Genomic DNA, 16,577 nt, shown 5'->3' on the forward strand with positions numbered 1-16,577 from the left:
CGGCCGAGCACACCAGGATCGCGCCGTCCATCTGGGCCGCACCGGTAATCATGTTCTTGATGTAGTCGGCGTGGCCTGGGCAGTCAACGTGCGCGTAGTGACGGGTAGCCGTTTCGTACTCGACGTGGGCGGTGTTGATGGTGATGCCGCGTGCTTTTTCTTCAGGCGCAGCGTCGATCTGGTCGTAGGCTTTCGCTTCGCCGCCGAATTTCTTCGACAGTACGGTTGCGATCGCAGCGGTCAGGGTGGTCTTGCCGTGGTCAACGTGGCCAATGGTGCCGACGTTCACGTGCGGCTTGGTCCGTTCGAATTTCTCTTTTGCCATTTTATTCTTCCTTAAAACAATGTGTTAAAGGGGCCGGAGGATCTCCCCGGCCACCGATCTTTAAAATTACTTGGCTTTCGCGGTGACGATCGCGTCGATCACATGCTTAGGCGCTTCGGAGTAGTGCTTGAATTCCATCGTGTAGGTCGCGCGGCCTTGCGTTGCGGAACGCAGGGTGGTCGAGTAACCAAACATTTCCGACAGCGGTACTTCGGCTTTGATGATCTTGCCGCCGCCGCCCGGGATTTCGTCCATGCCCTGCACCATACCGCGGCGGGACGACAGGTCGCCCATCACGGTACCGGCGTAGTCTTCCGGCGTTTCCACTTCCACGGCCATCATAGGCTCCAGGATGACGGGGTTGGCGCGCTTGCAGCCTTCCTTGAACGCCATCGAACCGGCCATACGGAACGCGTTTTCGTTCGAGTCCACGTCGTGGTACGAACCGAAGGTCAGGGTGACTTTCACGTCAACCACTGGGTAGCCGGCCAGCACACCGTTCTGCAGGGTTTCGCGCACGCCTTTTTCCACCGCAGGGATGTATTCGCGAGGAACCACACCGCCCTTGATGGCGTCGACGAATTCGAAGCCCTTGCCTTGTTCCTGCGGTTCCACCGTCAGCACGGCGTGGCCGTACTGGCCGCGACCACCGGACTGCTTGACGAACTTGCCTTCCACGTCCGACACCGACTTGCGGATCGTTTCGCGGTACGCCACTTGTGGCTTGCCGACGGTCGCTTCCACGCCGAATTCGCGCTTCATACGGTCGACGATAATTTCCAGGTGCAGCTCGCCCATACCACCGATGATGGTCTGGCCCGACTCTTCATCGGTCTTGACGCGGAACGAAGGATCTTCCTGTGCCAGGCGGTTCAGGGCCAGGCCCATCTTTTCCTGGTCAGCCTTGGTCTTAGGCTCGACGGCCTGCTGGATCACAGGCTCAGGGAACACCATCTTTTCCAGGGTGATGATGGACGCTGGATCGCACAGGGTTTCACCGGTGGTCACGTCTTTCAGGCCCACGGCGGCGGCGATGTCGCCGGCGCGCACTTCCTTGATCTCTTCACGCTGGTTGGCGTGCATCTGCAGAATACGGCCCAGGCGTTCCTTGCGGCCCTTGACCGAGTTGTAGACGGTGTCGCCGGCGTTGATCACGCCCGAGTACACGCGGAAGAAGGCCAGCTGGCCGACGAACGGGTCGGTCATGATCTTGAAGGCCAGTGCCGAGAACTTCTCGTCGTCAGCCGCTTTACGGGTGGCTGGCTCTTCGTGCTCGTCGGTGCCCGACACGGCAGCGATGTCCACTGGCGATGGCAGGAACTCGATCACGGCGTCCAGCATGGCTTGCACGCCCTTGTTCTTGAACGCGGTACCGCACATCATCGGCACGATTTCGGAAGCGATGGTACGCTCGCGCAGTGCTTTCTTGATGTCGGCTTCGGACAGGTCGCCCTCTTCCAGGTACTTGTTCATCAGCTCTTCGCTCGCTTCAGCGGCGGCTTCGACCATCTTCTCGCGCCATTCGGCGGCCGAATCGGCCAGCTCGGCTGGGATGTCGACGTAGTCGAACTTCATGCCCTGGGAAGCGTCGTCCCAGATGATGGCTTTCATCTTGACCAGGTCGATCACGCCCTTGAAGTTTTCTTCGGCGCCGATCGGAATCTGGATCAGGACCGGGTTGGCCTTCAGGCGCGCGCGCATCTGGTCGTAGACCTTGAAGAAGTTGGCGCCGGTACGGTCCATCTTGTTGACGAAGGCCAGACGTGGCACTTTGTACTTGTTAGCCTGACGCCACACGGTTTCCGACTGTGGCTGCACGCCGCCCACGGCGCAGTAAACCATGCAAGCGCCGTCCAGCACGCGCATCGAACGCTCCACCTCGATGGTGAAGTCGACGTGGCCCGGGGTGTCGATGATGTTGATGTGGTGTTCTGGGAAGTTGTTGGCCATGCCTTTCCAGAAGCAGGTGGTCGCCGCGGAGGTAATGGTGATACCGCGCTCTTGTTCCTGCTCCATCCAGTCCATGGTGGCGGCGCCGTCGTGCACTTCACCAATCTTGTGGTTCACGCCGGTGTAGAACAGCACGCGCTCAGTGGTGGTGGTCTTACCTGCGTCGATGTGAGCGGAAATACCGATGTTGCGGTAGCGCTCAATGGGGGTCTTGCGGGCCATAATTAATCCTAAATCTTTGAATGGACAAAACCGAGCACCATTTTTTAGCTAAAAAAAATGAGCCCGGCCTCGAACAACAGATAACAGCCGGACCGCACAGGGTCCGGCCGGTTTTATTAGAAGCGGAAGTGCGAGAACGCCTTGTTCGCTTCTGCCATGCGGTGCACTTCATCGCGCTTCTTCATCGCACCGCCGCGGCCTTCAGCCGCTTCCATCAGCTCGCCGCCCAGGCGCTGTGGCATGGACTTCTCGCTGCGCTTGTTGGCAGCTTCACGCAGCCAGCGCATCGACAGGGCCATACGGCGCACCGGACGCACTTCGACTGGCACCTGGTAGTTGGCGCCGCCGACGCGGCGGGATTTCACCTCAACCAGCGGCTTGGCGTTGTTGATGGCGGTGGCGAACACTTCCAGCGGGTCCTTGCCCGACTTGGCGGCGATGTGCTCGAAAGCACCGTAGATGATGTTTTCTGCGACCGATTTTTTACCGGACAGCATCAGCACGTTAACGAACTTGGCGACATCCGTGTTGCCGAATTTAGGATCTGGCAAGATTTCGCGCTTGGGTACTTCACGACGACGTGGCATATCAATTCCTTTCAATCTTCAGTTGAGGTGCGCAGATATGGGTTCGCACTCTCACGGAAGGCCATCATAGCCATCCACTTACTCGACCCGTTGCGGTCGATTACATTCACTTAGCTCTTACTGCCACTGAGCGAAACTTGGGGGTTTACTTCTTACCGGCCTTGGCACGCTTGGTACCGTACTTCGAGCGGGCTTGCTTACGGTCTTTCACGCCTTGGGTATCCAACGCGCCGCGGACCATGTGGTAACGCACACCTGGCAAGTCTTTGACACGACCGCCGCGCAGCAGCACAACGCTGTGCTCTTGCAGGTTGTGGCCTTCACCGCCGATGTACGAAATGACTTCGAAACCGTTGGTCAGACGCACTTTGGCGACCTTACGCAAAGCCGAGTTAGGCTTCTTAGGAGTGGTGGTGTACACACGGGTGCAAACGCCACGTTTTTGCGGGCTGTTTTCCAGCGCCGGCGACTTGCTCTTCACGGTCGAAGCGACGCGTGGGTTGCGAATCAGTTGATTGATGGTTGGCATCGTTCTAAATCCAACAAAGTTACAACGTTGATAACCCGGGCAGTTGCCCGGGGGCGAAAACTGAGTCCCATTCACACGGACAGCGGAGGCGCGAAAAGCCACTCACAACAGGAGCGGCTACCAGAGCGTATACGATGTGCAGAATAAAATGAGAACTCGCGAGTATAGACGTGGTCTTGGGGCCAGTCAATCTATTTCGCGGCAGGGGCGGTTGGCGTGCGCCACGCGCAGCGCGCGCGCCGGGCCAGCAAAAACTACCTGTATGATCAGGAAACACTTGATAATAGCAGACATTTTTTCCGCTCTTCCCTTTATGTCATCCCTGTTGCGTCCCGCCAACCTGTTCCTGCTCGTCACCTATCTGCTGCTGTCGGCCGTGCCCTATGTGCCCTGGCTGCTGGGCAAACCCGTGGAGCAGGCGTGGCAGATCGCGGCCGTCGAGGCGCTGGGCTGGCTCGCGGCGTGGACCGTGTTCAAGCGCCCGGCCTGGTTCCACTGGCTGCTGCTGCCCGCGTTCGTGGCGCTGCCAGCCGAGCTCTACCTGTTCGTGTTCTATGGCCAGGGCATCTCCACCCACCACCTGGGCATCATCGCCGAGACCAGCCCGCGCGAGGCGATGGAATTTCTGGGCCAGAAAGTGTGGCTGCTGGGCGGCGCCATGGCCGCCGTGCTGGCCTGGTGGCTGGCGGCCCAGGTGGTGGCCGTGCGCTGCCGCGCGCTGGACTTCGCCGGCCGCGGCCGCCACGGCGCGCTGGCGGCCCTGCTGGTGTTGGGCGGCGTGGGTGGCTGGGGCTATGAATTCGGGATCCAGGCCAAGCCGTCCGCATCGGCCAGGACAGCGCCCAAGGCGTCGCTCCGGCCGGCGCCGGCGGCCAGCGCGTCGGCCGCGCCAGGCTCGGGCAGCGTGGCCGCCTCCGGCTTTGGCGACGGCGCCAGCGACGACGAGGAGGAGGACGCCGACGAGGACAGCGGCCCGTCGCTGCCGGCCGTGCCGGCGGCCGGCCACCTGGGCTGGAAGCTGGCCGCCCTGCCCTACTGGGCCCGCTCGCCGGTCGATGGCGACGCCTTCACGGCCAGCTGGCCATTCGGCCTGGCGGCCCGCTTCGCCGACTTCTGGAAGGAGCGCCGCTACCTGAGCGAACTGGGCGAGCGCAGCCGCAGCTTCCGCTTCCAGGCGCACCAGGCCACGCCGGGCCAGGAACGGGAGATCGTGGTGCTGGTGATCGGCGAATCGTCGCGCTACGACCGCTGGAGCCTGAACGGCTACCCGCGCGACACCAACCCGCTGCTCAAGCAGGAAACCAACCTGGTGACGCTGCCGGACGTGATCACGGCCGTGTCGGCCACGCGGCTGTCGGTGCCGGTGATCATTTCGCGCAAGCCCGCCACGCAAAGCCTCAAGGATGGCTTCTCGGAGAAATCATTCCTGACGGCCTACAAGGAAGCCGGTTTCAAGACGTGGTGGCTGTCGAACCAGGTCTCGTTCGGGCAGTTCGACACGCCCGTGTCCGTGTTCGCCAGGGAGGCCGACGTGATCCAGTTCCTCAACCTGGGCGGCTTTACCAACCGTTCCAACTTCGACGCCGTGCTGCTGGAACCGCTGCAGCGGGCCATCGACGACCCGGCGCCGAAAAAGCTGATCGTGCTGCACTCGCTGGGCAACCACTGGAACTACAGCCAGCGCTATCCGAAGACGTTCGACAAGTGGCAGCCGTCGCTGTTCGGGGTCGACAAGCCCGTCTACACGGACACCAAGATCAAGCCGCAGCTCAACAACAGCTATGACAATTCCATCCTGTACACGGACTGGTTCCTGTCGCAGGCGATCGACACGCTCAAGCAGACGCACCAGCTGGGCGCGCTGGTGTACGTGGCCGACCATGGCCAGACCCTGTACGATGGCAGCTGCAACCTGGCCTTCCACGGCCACAACACGCAGTTCGAATTCCACATCCCGGCCTTCGTCTGGTATTCCGACCAGTACCGCGAGCGCTATCCGGACAAAGTGCGGCAACTGCTGCGCCACCGCAAGGCCAGGCTGGCCACGGAAAACATGTTCCACACGCTGCTGGACCTGGGCGACATCGCCTACCCGGGCGAGCGGCTCGACTGGAGCTTCGTCAACGCCCACTTCAAGCAACACAAGCGCTACGTGGACAGCTACGGCTGGACCAACTACGACAACGCCATCATCAAGGGCGATTGCCGCGAAGTGATCGACAAGGACAAGCCGCTCAGGCAGGAGAAGTGAGCCGTTGCGCGCCCGGCGGACGGTGCGAGGACCACACCGCCGCCGATTTCAAAACAGCAATCTGTTGTTTTTTGCACCGCCGCGCGATCTTCAACGGGTTTCATAGCCCCCCCTCATGAGCTCACGCCCCGCGTTTAGTCGCAGGCTATGGCTCAAGGATTCCGATTAAAAAATAGCGAATTGACATCATTTTGTGTCCCTTGTAACTTGGTTCTCAGCACTCGGATCTCACCGGGTGTTTTTTGCCATAGGGGATTAAAATGAAACTAAGATCACTACTCTTGGCGGCGATGTTAGCCGCATCGACTGGCACAGCACTGGCCGAAGACCTCACCCAAAACGTGGCCTTGTCCACCGTTTCGGCCGGCAGCTACACCGCCCACTACGGCGCCACGCACAACGTGGCAGGGCTGTTCACCGACACGTTCACCTTCAATCCGGCGGTCGGCCCCAGCATGGCGAACGCCGTCATCCAATCGATCTCATTGTTTGGCAACAACGATCTGAATTTGACCTCGGCGTCATTGAATGGCCATGCACTGACCTTGATCCCGAGCGGCGGCTACGAATTCGGCCTGCTGTCGCCGGTCGCAGTGTCCGGCACGTTGACGCTGACCGTCATGGGTAACGTCCTCACCCCCTCGGCCAGCTATTCGGGCGACATCAACGTGGCCGCCGTCCCTGAACCAGAAACCTACGGCATGCTGCTGGCCGGCCTGGGCATCGTCGGCTTCCTGGCACGTCGCCGCAACGCCAGCTGATGTTTGACGTACTGCCCCACACGATGGGGCGACACCGTACCGCCGACCATATCGGCCAGCCCCGGTCAGCCAGAAGCGCACCGGGGCTATGAGAGGCGCACCCGCGTCTCTTTTTTTGCCCGCTCACTTCTTTGAAACCCCGCCACTCCGGCTGGTAAACTAGCGGGATGAAACCTGCCGCCTCCCCCACCATCGCCGCCACCGGCCTGCGCTTCGACCAGCCCGGCCACCCACCCGCCACCATCACGGAATTCCAGGGCGTGCGCAGCCTGCACCTGGGCACCTCCTGGGTACAGGGCGCCATGCGCCTGGCGCGCCCGGACGCGATCGAACTCGAATACGTGCAAATGATGATGATGTGGCTGCTGTTCGTGCCGCGTCCGCGCCACGTGGTGCAACTGGGCCTGGGCAGCGCCGCGCTGACCAAGTTCTGCTACCGCCGCCTGCCCGACACGCGCGTGACGGCCGTCGAACTCAATCCCAACGTGATCGCCATCTGCCGCTCGCTGTTCGGCCTGCCCGACGACGACGCCCGGCTGCAAGTGCGCGAGATGGACGCGCTCGACTTCGTGCTCGACCCGGCCAACCATGGCACGGTGGACGCGCTGCAGGTCGACCTGTACGACGAGGAGGCGCGCGGCCCCGTGCTCGACACGCCCGAGTTCTACCAAGCCTGCTACGACTGCCTGGGCGAGGATGGCGTGATGACCACCAATGTGTTCGGCGAGTTCAGCAATTACGACAAGAACCTGCTGGCCATGGAACAGGTGTTCGACGCCGTCGTGTGGCTGCCCGAGGTGCACGACGCCAATATCGTCGTGATCGCGTTCAAGCGTGCGCCCGTGCTGGACTTCAGCGTGCTGTACGAGCGGGCCGGCGCCATCAAGAAGGAATGGAATTTGCCGGCCAAGTCGTGGGTCAACGGCCTCAAGGCATGGATGCGCGACCACCAGTGAGCCTGGCCAGGGCGGCCGGCCGGCGGTGCGAAAAACGACAGAAACTTGCCGCGCCGAAATGAAAAAGGCGTTGCCGATCGACAAGCGTACGCGAAATTCCCTTATAAAGCACGCACTATTGCACGGGCTGCTCATTATGCAACATCTTGGTGCATGCAAGTTTGTCTAGACCAATTGTGCACTGTAGTATTTTCTCGGTGGTGAATACCCTTCGCCAGCATGCAGGAAAGCCGTCACCCCTCGGCTGTTTGTTCAGATAAAAACCACACGAGAGAATGACCTATGAAGAGAGCCCCCGGCAGTACCCGCATCCGTCCCGCCCACTCCACCCAAGTACCCCATTTCCAACGCACCCTGCTCGCCAGCGCCCTGCTGCTGGCCGCCGGCGCCAGCTACGCGCAGACGGCCGCGCCGGATGCGCCCGCCGAACAAACGGTGGTGGTGCTCGGTTCCCGTTCCGCCGCCAAGACGGCGCTCGACACGTCGGCCCCGGTCGGCCTGATCAGCCTGAAGGACATGCAGACGGCCGGCCCGCTGGAGCTGGGCAAGCTGCTGCAGACGCTGGACCCTTCGTTCAACTTCTCCACCACCTTCGTCAGCGACGGCACCGACAGCATCCGCCCGGCCACGCTGCGTTCGCTCGGCCCTGACCAGGTGCTGGTGCTCGTGAACGGCAAGCGCCGCCACCAGCAGGCGCTGGTGAACGTGCAGCAAACCGTGGGCCGCGGCTCGGCCGGTACCGACATCAACGCCATTCCGCTGGCGGCCATCCACCACATCGAAGTGCTGCGCGACGGCGCGGCCGCCCAGTACGGTTCGGACGCCATCGCCGGCGTGATCAACATCGTGCTCAAGAGCCAGGTCAAGGAAACCACCGTCAGCGGCACCGTGGGCACCACCTCCGAAGGCGACGGCGACCTGTACTCGGGCAGCGCCAACACCGGCTTCGCGCTGGGCCAGGACGGCGGCTTCATCAACCTGACGGCCGAAGCGCGCAAGCGCGGCGAAACCAACCGCGCCGGCCCCGACACGCTGCGCGTGAACCCGCCCCGCGTGACCCAGCACATCGGCGACGGCGAGGCCAAGGATGGCTACCTGTGGTGGAACGCGGCCCTGCCGGTGGACAAGAATGGCGAATTCTATGCGTTCGGCGGCCTGTCCAAGCGCAAGGGCAATTCCTACGGCTTCTTCCGCTCGGCCGGCGACGACCGCACCGTGCCGGAAGTGTACCCGAACGGCTTCCTGCCCAACATCCAGACCACCATCAAGGACAATTCGTTCGCCTTCGGCTACCGCCGCGACCTGGCCAACGACTGGAAGGCTGACCTGTCGATCAACCACGGCGAAAGCGAACTGGACTTCCACGAAGCCCACTCCATCAACACCAGCTACTGGTACGAGCCGAAACCGGGCGGCGGCATCTACGCCGAATCGCCGCGCGAAGCGGACACGGGTAACCTGAAATTCACCCAGACCACCATCAACGCCGACCTCAAGGGTCCGCTGGCGGTGGGCGCCGGCAGCGTGTTCCTGGCCACGGGCTTCGAATACCGCGCCGACAACTACCAGATCGAAGCGGGCGACCCCGTGTCCTACCAGTACGGCCGCACCAACAACCCGGCCATCGCCATCCTGAACCAGAATGGCGGCACGGCCGCCGCCGGCATCCAGGGCTTCCCCGGCTACACGCCAGGCACGGCCGTCGATTCGGGCCGCCACAACATCGCCCTGTATGTGGACGCCGAGCACAAGCCGGTCGACAACCTGACGCTGGCCGGCGCCGTGCGCTGGGAAAAATACTCGGACTTCGGCAGCACCACCACCGGCAAGCTGAGCGCGCGCTGGGATCCGAGCAAGCAAGTGGGCCTGCGCGCCAGTGTCTCGACCGGCTTCCGCGCCCCCAGCGTGCAGCAAGAGTTCTACAGCTCCGTGTCGACCAACCTGAACAATGGCGTGCTGACGGAAACCCTGACGGCCCGCCAGGGCAGCCCGGTGACCCAGGCGTTCGGCATCGCCCCGCTGAAAGAGGAAACCTCGACCAGTGGCAGCGTCGGCATGGTGCTGCGCCCGGCCAAGAACATGTCGCTGACGGTGGACGCCTACCAGATCAAGATCAAGGACCGCATCGTGTTCTCGAGCGAGATCGGGCCTGAGGCCAACGGCGGTCCGATCGCCAACATCCTCAAGCCGCTGGGCGTGGGCCAGGCCCAGTTCTTCACCAACGCCGTCGACACCCGCACCCGCGGCCTGGACATCGTGGCCGACCACACGACGCACTTCTCGAACGCCAAGCTGGTGCTGTCTGGCCAGTTGGGCTTCAACAAGACGGAAGTGACGGGCCGCCATTCGTCGTCGGCCGTGCTGACGGGCGAACAGCTGTTCGACCAGTCGCAAGTGACGCTGCTCGAGCATGGCCAGCCACGCCAGCACCACGTGATCGGTGCCGACGTGACCACCGGCCCATGGGACGTGAACGTGCGCGCCAACTACTTTGGCGAAGTGAAGGCCGAGAACTTCAGCCCGCTGCAAACGTGGGGCGCCAAGTGGCTGGTGGACACCTCGGTGCGCTACGCGTTCACCCAGCGCACCTTCCTGAGCGTGGGCGTGAACAATATGTTCAACACTCTGCCTGACGAATGGACCAACGGCGGCGTGTTCCCGAAACTGGGCTTCACCCGTTGCTGGGAAACCTGCCCGATCGGCGTGAACGGCCGCTCGATGTACGTGCGCGTCGATTCGGCGTTCTAAGCCTGCATACGGCACCGCCGGACAGCCCGGCGGTGTGAGGCAAGCGATGGGGTCAGACTTTCGGGTCTGGCCCTTTTTTCATGTTGCGGCCGCCATGCGCATACGCGGCCAGATGCAGCAGCGCCGCCAATTGCCTGACCAGCTCATCCATCCGCTCGGCCGGCACTTGCGCATAGCCCAGCATCAAGCCCTGCCAGCCTGACTGCCCCTGCACCGCGTGTTCGCTGAGCGGCCGCGCGACGATGCCGTGCGCGCGCGCCTGGGCGCTGAGGGCCGTATCCGACAAGGTGGGATCGGTGACGCGCAGCGCCAGGTGCATGCCGGCCGAACCGCCATGCACCGTGGCCACCGAACCCATGTGCTGTTCCAGCGCCGCCACCAGCGCGTCGCGCCGCTGCCGGTACAGGCGGCGCATGCGCCGCAGGTGCAGCGCGAACTGGCCACTGCGCAAAAATTCCGCCAGCGCCAGCTGGTCGGCCACGCGCCCGCGCGCGCTGGCCTGGCCGCGCACGCTGGCCAGGGCTGCCGCCAGTCCCGGCGGCACGACGACGAAGCCGATCCGCAGCGACGGGAACATGGTCTTGCTGAACGTGCCCAGGTACAGCACGGGCGCGTCCGGCTCCAGCCCCTGCATGGCCGACAGCGGCGCGCCGTCGTGGCGGAACTCGCTGTCATAGTCGTCCTCGATGATCAGGGCGCCGGCCGCGCGCGCTGCCGCCAGCAGCGCCAGCCGGCGGCGCAGGCTCAACACGGAGCCGGTCGGGTACTGGTGCGACGGCGTCGTGTACACCAGCCGCGGCGGCCGGTCGCGCCAGTCGGCCACCTGCGGCGCCATGCCTTCCTCGTCCACGGGGATGCCCTGCACGTCGAGCCCGGCCGCGCGGAACGCGGCCAGCGCGCCCGCGTAGCCGGGATGCTCGTGCCATACCGTGTCGCCCTCGTCGGCGAAGGCGCGCGCGCACAGGTCCAGGCTGCTCTGGGTGCCATCCGTGATGAACACCTGATTGGCCTCGCACACGACGCCGCGCGCGGCCCGCAGATGGTCGGCGATGGCGCTCCGCAAGGCCGGTTCACCGGCCGGATCGGCGTAGTTGAGCTGCGCCACCGTCAGGCCGCGCCAGGCCCGTTCCAGCATACGGCGCCACAAGCTGAGCGGAAACTGGTCCAGCGCCGGCACACCGGGCACGAAGGCGCCCGATTCGTCGCTGGCCGGCGCCACGGGCAGCTGGCGCATGCGGCGCGCCAGGCCCGCGCGCGCGGCCGGCACGGCAGCAACAGGCGGGCGTTCCGGCGCCACGGCCGCCACCACGGTGCCGCGCCGGTCCGTGTGCAGATAGCCTTCGCTGGCCAGTTGCTCGTAGGCGTACAGCACGGTGTTGCGGGCCACGCCCAGTTCCTCGGCCAGCGCGCGCGTGGCCACCAGCCGGGTGCCGGCGGCCAAGGTGCCATCGCGGATGGCGGCCCGCAGGCATTCGTGCAGCAGGCGCTGGCGCGGCCAGCCATGCTGGCGGTGCCGTTCCGTATAGCGGGCGATCAGGCGGGCGTAATCCATCGGTGGCTCCATGAAATTGCGTGACGCTGGACCTGTTGTCAGGGCCAGCACGCCATTATATTGAGTACTCAACAATTTTTCCGGATATGCCCCGATGAAAGACTCCGCCGCCCCTGTCCCGCCCAGCGACCGCACCCGCGTGCGCCGCATCGCGGAAAACGCCCGCTACGATGAAGCCACGCTGCATGCGATCGTCGACGATGCCTACCTGTGCCACATCGCCTTCAGCGACGACCATGGCGCGCACTGCATTCCCACGGCCTGCTGGCGCAGCGGCGGCCACCTGTACATCCACGGCTCGAACGGCAGCCGCTTGCTCAAGCAGCTGGTGCGGCAGACGTGCTGCGTCACCATCAGCCACCTCGATGGCCTGGTGCTGGCCCGCTCGGCCTTCAACCATTCGATGAACTACCGCTCGGCCATGGTGTATGGCCGCTTCGAGGCGGTGGACGATGAGGCGGGCAAGCACGCGGCGCTGGAGGCGTTGATGGACAAGCTGGCGCCGGGCCGCCAGGCCGAGATCCGTCCCGGCAACGACAAGGAATACGCGGCCACCACGGTGCTGCGCATCAGCCTGGCCGAAGCGGCGTGCAAGGTGCGCGCGGGCGGCCCCAACGACGATGCGCAAGACCTGGCCTGGCCGGCCTGGGCCGGCGTGCTGCCGTTCACCCACGCGCGCGTGGCGCCGGTGGCCGATCCCACTTGCGCCGTGGCGGCGCCGGCCTATGTGCGGGACTGGCCGACCCGGCAGGAGGAGCTGGCGCCGATCTACTAGAAGTGGGTGAAATGCGCCTCGTCCGGTCCGCTGGCCACGGCCAGCGCGGCGCCGGGCTTGGCGGTGGTCGCGGGCCGGCGCGCGGCGCCCGGCTTGAGCGTCACGGGACGGCGCGGCCCGCCACGGCGCATGGGGTCGGCCGAGGCGTACTGCTTGAACACGGCCATCAGCTGGTCGAGCTGCTCGGCCTGGGCGCTCATTTCCTCGGCCGTGGCGGCCAGTTCCTCGGAGCTGGCCGCGTTGACCTGGGTGGTCTGGCTCAACTGGCCCACGGCGCTGTTAATCTGGCGCACGCCCGACGATTGCTCCTCGGACGCGGCCGCGATCTCCTGCACCAGGTCGGATGTCTTGCGGATGTTGGGCGCCATCTGGTCGAACATCTGGCCGGCCTGCTCAGCCAGCTCCACGCTGTCGGCCGCCACCTTGCCGATCTCCTGGGCCGCCACCTGGCTGCGCTCGGCCAGCTTGCGCACCTCGGCCGCCACCACGGCGAAGCCCTTGCCATGCTCGTGCGCACGGGCCGCCTCGATGGCCGCGTTCAACGCCAGCAAATTGGTCTGGTAAGCGATGTCGTCGATGATGCCGATCTTGTCGGCGATCTGCTTCATGGCCGTGGCCGTCGCCTTGACGGCGTCGCCGCCGCGCGTGACGTCGTGCGCGGCCTGGGTCGCCATGCCGTCCGTGATCTTGGCGTTCTCCGCGTTCTGCGCGATCGAGGCCGTCATCTGCTCGATCGAGGCGCTGGTTTCCTCGACCCCGGCGGCCTGTTCGCTGGCCGCCTGCGACAGCGACTGGGCCGTCGCGTTCACTTCCTGCGCCGCCGCGCCCAGCGTGCCCACCACCCCCTGCACGTCGCGCACGATGGCCGACAGGCTGCGTGAGATCCACACGGCCAGCGTGCAGCCCAGCACGGCGATGACGACGTCGAACGACATGATCCACACCTTGGCCTGGTTGGCCACCGAGCTCATGTGGGCCGAAGCGGCCTTGGTATCGGCCTCGTTCAGCTGCGCCAGTTTCTCGGTGGCGGTGGAGATGGCCGTGGCGGCGCCCTTGACGGCCTTGTCCAGCTCGGCGACGCTGGCGCCCTTCTCACGCAGGGCCTCGAGCTGGGTCATGGCATCGTTGTAGGCACGGGTGGCGGCCTGCAAGGCGTCGAGCTGCAGCAACTCGTCGCGGCCCGGCTCGCCGGCCGCGCGGTACGCCGCCACATGCTTGTCGATGGCGGCCAGGTCGTTGCGGAATTCGGTCGCGGCGTTCCCGCCGCGCAGGATGTAATTCTTGAAGTCCTGCATCGCGTCGCCGTTCCATTTGGTGATGCCCAGCACCGCGTCCTTGCGCACCAGCGTGACATTTTCGACATTGCCCCACGTGCCTTGCAGGGCCGACAGGTTGGTGAACGCGACCAGGCCCAGCGCGATCACCAGCACCACGATCGCGCCCATGCCGAAGTGCAGCCGGGTTTCCATTTTCATGTTCTTGAGCATGCTTTACTCCTGCTCGCCGGGCGGCCAGCGCACGGCGCGGTAAAGTTGGTTGGGCCGGCCCGGCGGCGCGGCCGCGGGGCTGATGGACGTGGCCCGCGATGGCGCGCGGTGGAGCGACGCGCCGGGGCTTGCGGCCTATTGTGACGGATTAAATCGCCCCAATACTCACAGATTCTTGCCTTGCAGGACGCAAGGCAGCGCTGTTCAGGACCGCATCAGGCCAGCGCCGGCGCCAGCCCGGCCATGGCGCCGATGTCGCTGGCCGACACCACGTGCTGCACGTTGAGCAGCAGCACGAAGCGGCCCTGCACCTTGCCGATGCCTTGCAACAGGTCGGCCCGCACCTGGGCGCCGAAGGCGGGCGCCGGCTCGATGTCGTCCGCCGCGATGTCGAGCACGGCGTTGACGGCATCGACCAGGATGCCGATCACGAACGGCCCGTCGTCGGCGTCCACTTCCACCACGATGATGCAAGTGCGCTTGCCCACTGGCGACGGGGTGCGTTCGAGCCGGCGCGCCAGGTCCATGACGGGCACGGCCGTGCCGCGCAGGTTGATCACGCCGCTGATGCAGGCCGGCATTTGCGGCACGCTCGTCACCCCCTCGTACTCGATGATTTCCTTGATGGCCAGGATGCCGATGGCGAACATGTCGCCGCCCAGCATGAAGGTGAGAAACTGGGCCGGGCCGGCATCGGCCGGCGCGTTGGAAGTGACCGACAGTGCGCTCATGGCAAGCTCCCCTCTTCAGAATTTGACGAAGTGCGATTCATCGGGATCGCTCATCTCGCTCATCTGGCGCGCGCCACTGAAACCGCGCCCCAGCTTGATGGACGGCTTACCCGTCTTGCGCGCGGCGCCCGGCTGGTAGCGGTTGCCACCCTGGAGCTTGAAGAACGACATGGTCTGCTGCAACTGCTCGGCCTGGCCGCTCATCTCCTCGGCCGTGGCGGCCAGTTCCTCGGAACTGGAGGCGTTCTGCTGGGTGGTCTGCGACAGCTGGGTGACGGCCGAGTTGATCTGGCCCACGCCCGACGATTGCTCCTCCGAGGCGGCCGTGATCTCCTGCACCAGGTTGGAGGTGCGGCGGATGTTGGGCACCATCTCGTCGAGCAGCTTGCCGGCCTTTTCGGCCAGTTCCACGCTGCTGCTGGCCACCTGCTCGATCTCCTGGGCCGCCACCTGGCTGCGCTCGGCCAGCTTGCGCACTTCGGCCGCCACCACGGCGAAACCCTTGCCGTGCTCGCCCGCGCGGGCCGCCTCGATGGCCGCGTTCAGGGCCAGCAGATTGGTCTGGTAGGCGATGTCGTCGATGATGCTGATCTTGCGCGCGATCTGCTGCATGGCCGCCACCGTGGAGCGCACCGCCTCGCCGCCTTCGGCCGCCTCCTGGGCCGCCTTGCTGGCGATACCGTCGGTAACCTTGGCGTTCTCCGTGTTCTGCGAAATGGAGGCCGTCATTTGCTCCACCGAGGCCGAGGTCTGCTCGGTGCCGGCAGCCTGCTCGCTGGCCGCTTGCGACAGCGACTGGGCCGTGGCCGACACTTCCTCGGAGGCGCTGGCCAGCGCCTCGGCGCCATTGTTCACTTCCTGCACCACGTGCGACAGCTTCTCGATCATGCCCTTCATGGCCGCCAGCAGGCTGGTGGTGTCGCCGGCCTTCAGCTCCACTTCGGCCGTCAGGTCGCCATCGGCCACGCGGCGCACGATCTCGGCCGCGTAGCCGGGGTCGCCGCCCAGCTGGCGCAGGATGCCGCGCAGGATCAGCAAGCCCAGGCCCAGCAGCAGCACCAGCGCGACGGCCGAGGCCATGTACATCTGGCTGGTGGCGCGGGCCGAGGCGGCGTCCGCTTCCTTGACGGCGTCGTCGCCGTATTGCACGTTCAGCTCCACCAGCTTGGTCAAGCTGGCCTCGGCCGCCGAGAAGCGGTCCTTGTTGTCGAGCACGGCGCGGTGCAGGTCGTCAAACAGGGCCTTCTTCCTGGCCGCCCCGTCGGCGCTGCCGATCTGGGCGGCGATCTGGTCCACCTTGGCGTCGCCTTCCTTCCACGCGCCCCACTCCTTGACGAACTGGTTCCACACCCGTTCCTCTTCCTGCGTCTGCGGCAGCGGTTCGTAGATCTTCCAGCCCTTGTCGACGCGCGCCCAGATGTTGGCCTTGCGCTTGAGGATTTCGCCCACCTCGGCCCACTGCTCGGGATAAGGCGCCAGCGCCTCGATGCCACGGTCGGACGAGCGCAGCGCCGTCTGCCCCTCGTTCACCATCTGCAAGCCCTGCACGGACGGCATGCGGTTGCGCCCCACCTCGGCCAGCATCTCGCTCTGCTTCTTCAAGCCCATGAAGGCCACCATCATCACGGCCACCAGCGCCAGCACGGCCACGGCCAGCAAAGCGCCGATCTTGGCCTTCACCGTCATATTTGCAAACATGCTCA

13 protein-coding genes are annotated in these 16,577 nt (G+C 65.0%); 5 read left to right on the forward strand and 8 right to left on the reverse strand.

The window, feature by feature from the left end; genetic code table 11:
- The 4 genes from H3H36_RS23410 to rpsL all read right to left on the reverse strand — a co-directional run.
- Positions 1 to 325: GTP-binding protein (locus H3H36_RS23410; protein ID WP_229220042.1), on the reverse strand; the 325-nt coding region annotated here is incomplete at its 3' end.
- A gap of 66 nt (positions 326 to 391) precedes the next feature.
- Positions 392 to 2,497, reverse strand: a complete 2,106-nt coding sequence (gene fusA, locus H3H36_RS23415) for an elongation factor G (RefSeq protein ID WP_182161855.1) — start codon at positions 2,495 to 2,497, stop codon at positions 392 to 394.
- A gap of 116 nt (positions 2,498 to 2,613) precedes the next feature.
- The gene (rpsG, locus tag H3H36_RS23420) at positions 2,614 to 3,084 is read right to left on the reverse strand and encodes a 30S ribosomal protein S7 (protein ID WP_008444271.1); all 471 of its coding nucleotides are present in this window, start codon (positions 3,082 to 3,084) and stop codon (positions 2,614 to 2,616) included.
- 145 nt (positions 3,085 to 3,229) lie between these two features.
- Positions 3,230 to 3,613: a 30S ribosomal protein S12 gene (rpsL, locus tag H3H36_RS23425; RefSeq protein ID WP_182161853.1), complete on the reverse strand. Its 384-nt coding sequence runs from the start codon at positions 3,611 to 3,613 to the stop codon at positions 3,230 to 3,232.
- 313 nt (positions 3,614 to 3,926) lie between these two features.
- On the opposite strand from rpsL, the gene H3H36_RS23430 reads away from it, so the two are divergent.
- The 4 genes from H3H36_RS23430 (at position 3,927) to H3H36_RS23445 (ending at position 10,329) form a co-directional block, all read left to right on the forward strand.
- Entirely contained in the window at positions 3,927 to 5,864 is a 1,938-nt protein-coding gene (locus H3H36_RS23430; RefSeq protein ID WP_182220481.1) for a phosphoethanolamine transferase, read from the forward strand.
- Between the two features lie 260 nt (positions 5,865 to 6,124).
- On the forward strand, positions 6,125 to 6,625 hold the full coding sequence (locus tag H3H36_RS23435) for an FxDxF family PEP-CTERM protein (RefSeq protein WP_182220482.1): 501 nt from the start codon (positions 6,125 to 6,127) through the stop codon (positions 6,623 to 6,625).
- A gap of 167 nt (positions 6,626 to 6,792) precedes the next feature.
- Complete coding sequence (locus tag H3H36_RS23440; RefSeq protein ID WP_182220483.1) at positions 6,793 to 7,581, forward strand: spermine/spermidine synthase domain-containing protein; 789 nt, start codon at positions 6,793 to 6,795, stop codon at positions 7,579 to 7,581.
- 282 nt (positions 7,582 to 7,863) lie between these two features.
- On the forward strand, positions 7,864 to 10,329 hold the full coding sequence (locus tag H3H36_RS23445) for a TonB-dependent receptor plug domain-containing protein (protein WP_182220484.1): 2,466 nt from the start codon (positions 7,864 to 7,866) through the stop codon (positions 10,327 to 10,329).
- Between the two features lie 52 nt (positions 10,330 to 10,381).
- Here H3H36_RS23445 and pdxR read toward each other — a convergent pair whose 3' ends face one another.
- Entirely contained in the window at positions 10,382 to 11,881 is a 1,500-nt protein-coding gene (gene pdxR / locus H3H36_RS23450) for a MocR-like pyridoxine biosynthesis transcription factor PdxR (protein WP_182220485.1), read from the reverse strand.
- A gap of 94 nt (positions 11,882 to 11,975) precedes the next feature.
- On the opposite strand from pdxR, the gene H3H36_RS23455 reads away from it, so the two are divergent.
- Positions 11,976 to 12,656 carry a pyridoxamine 5'-phosphate oxidase family protein gene (locus H3H36_RS23455; protein ID WP_182220486.1) on the forward strand — a complete coding sequence of 227 codons (681 nt, stop codon included), beginning with the start codon at positions 11,976 to 11,978 and terminating at the stop codon, positions 12,654 to 12,656.
- Here the strand turns inward: H3H36_RS23455 and H3H36_RS23460 are convergent.
- From H3H36_RS23460 to H3H36_RS23470, 3 genes are all read right to left on the reverse strand, one after another.
- Positions 12,653 to 14,143 (reverse strand): methyl-accepting chemotaxis protein, encoded by a 1,491-nt coding sequence (locus tag H3H36_RS23460; protein ID WP_182220487.1) that lies wholly within the window; start codon positions 14,141 to 14,143, stop codon positions 12,653 to 12,655. The genes H3H36_RS23455 and H3H36_RS23460 overlap by 4 nt on opposite strands.
- A gap of 215 nt (positions 14,144 to 14,358) precedes the next feature.
- Complete coding sequence (locus H3H36_RS23465; RefSeq protein WP_182220488.1) at positions 14,359 to 14,874, reverse strand: chemotaxis protein CheW; 516 nt, start codon at positions 14,872 to 14,874, stop codon at positions 14,359 to 14,361.
- Between the two features lie 15 nt (positions 14,875 to 14,889).
- The gene (locus H3H36_RS23470; RefSeq protein ID WP_182220489.1) at positions 14,890 to 16,572 is read right to left on the reverse strand and encodes a methyl-accepting chemotaxis protein; all 1,683 of its coding nucleotides are present in this window, start codon (positions 16,570 to 16,572) and stop codon (positions 14,890 to 14,892) included.
- Between the last annotated feature and the right edge of the window lie 5 nt (positions 16,573 to 16,577).

This window comes from Rugamonas fusca (assembly GCF_014042365.1).
In the GTDB taxonomy this organism is placed as follows: Bacteria; Pseudomonadota; Gammaproteobacteria; order Burkholderiales; family Burkholderiaceae_D; genus Rugamonas; species Rugamonas fusca.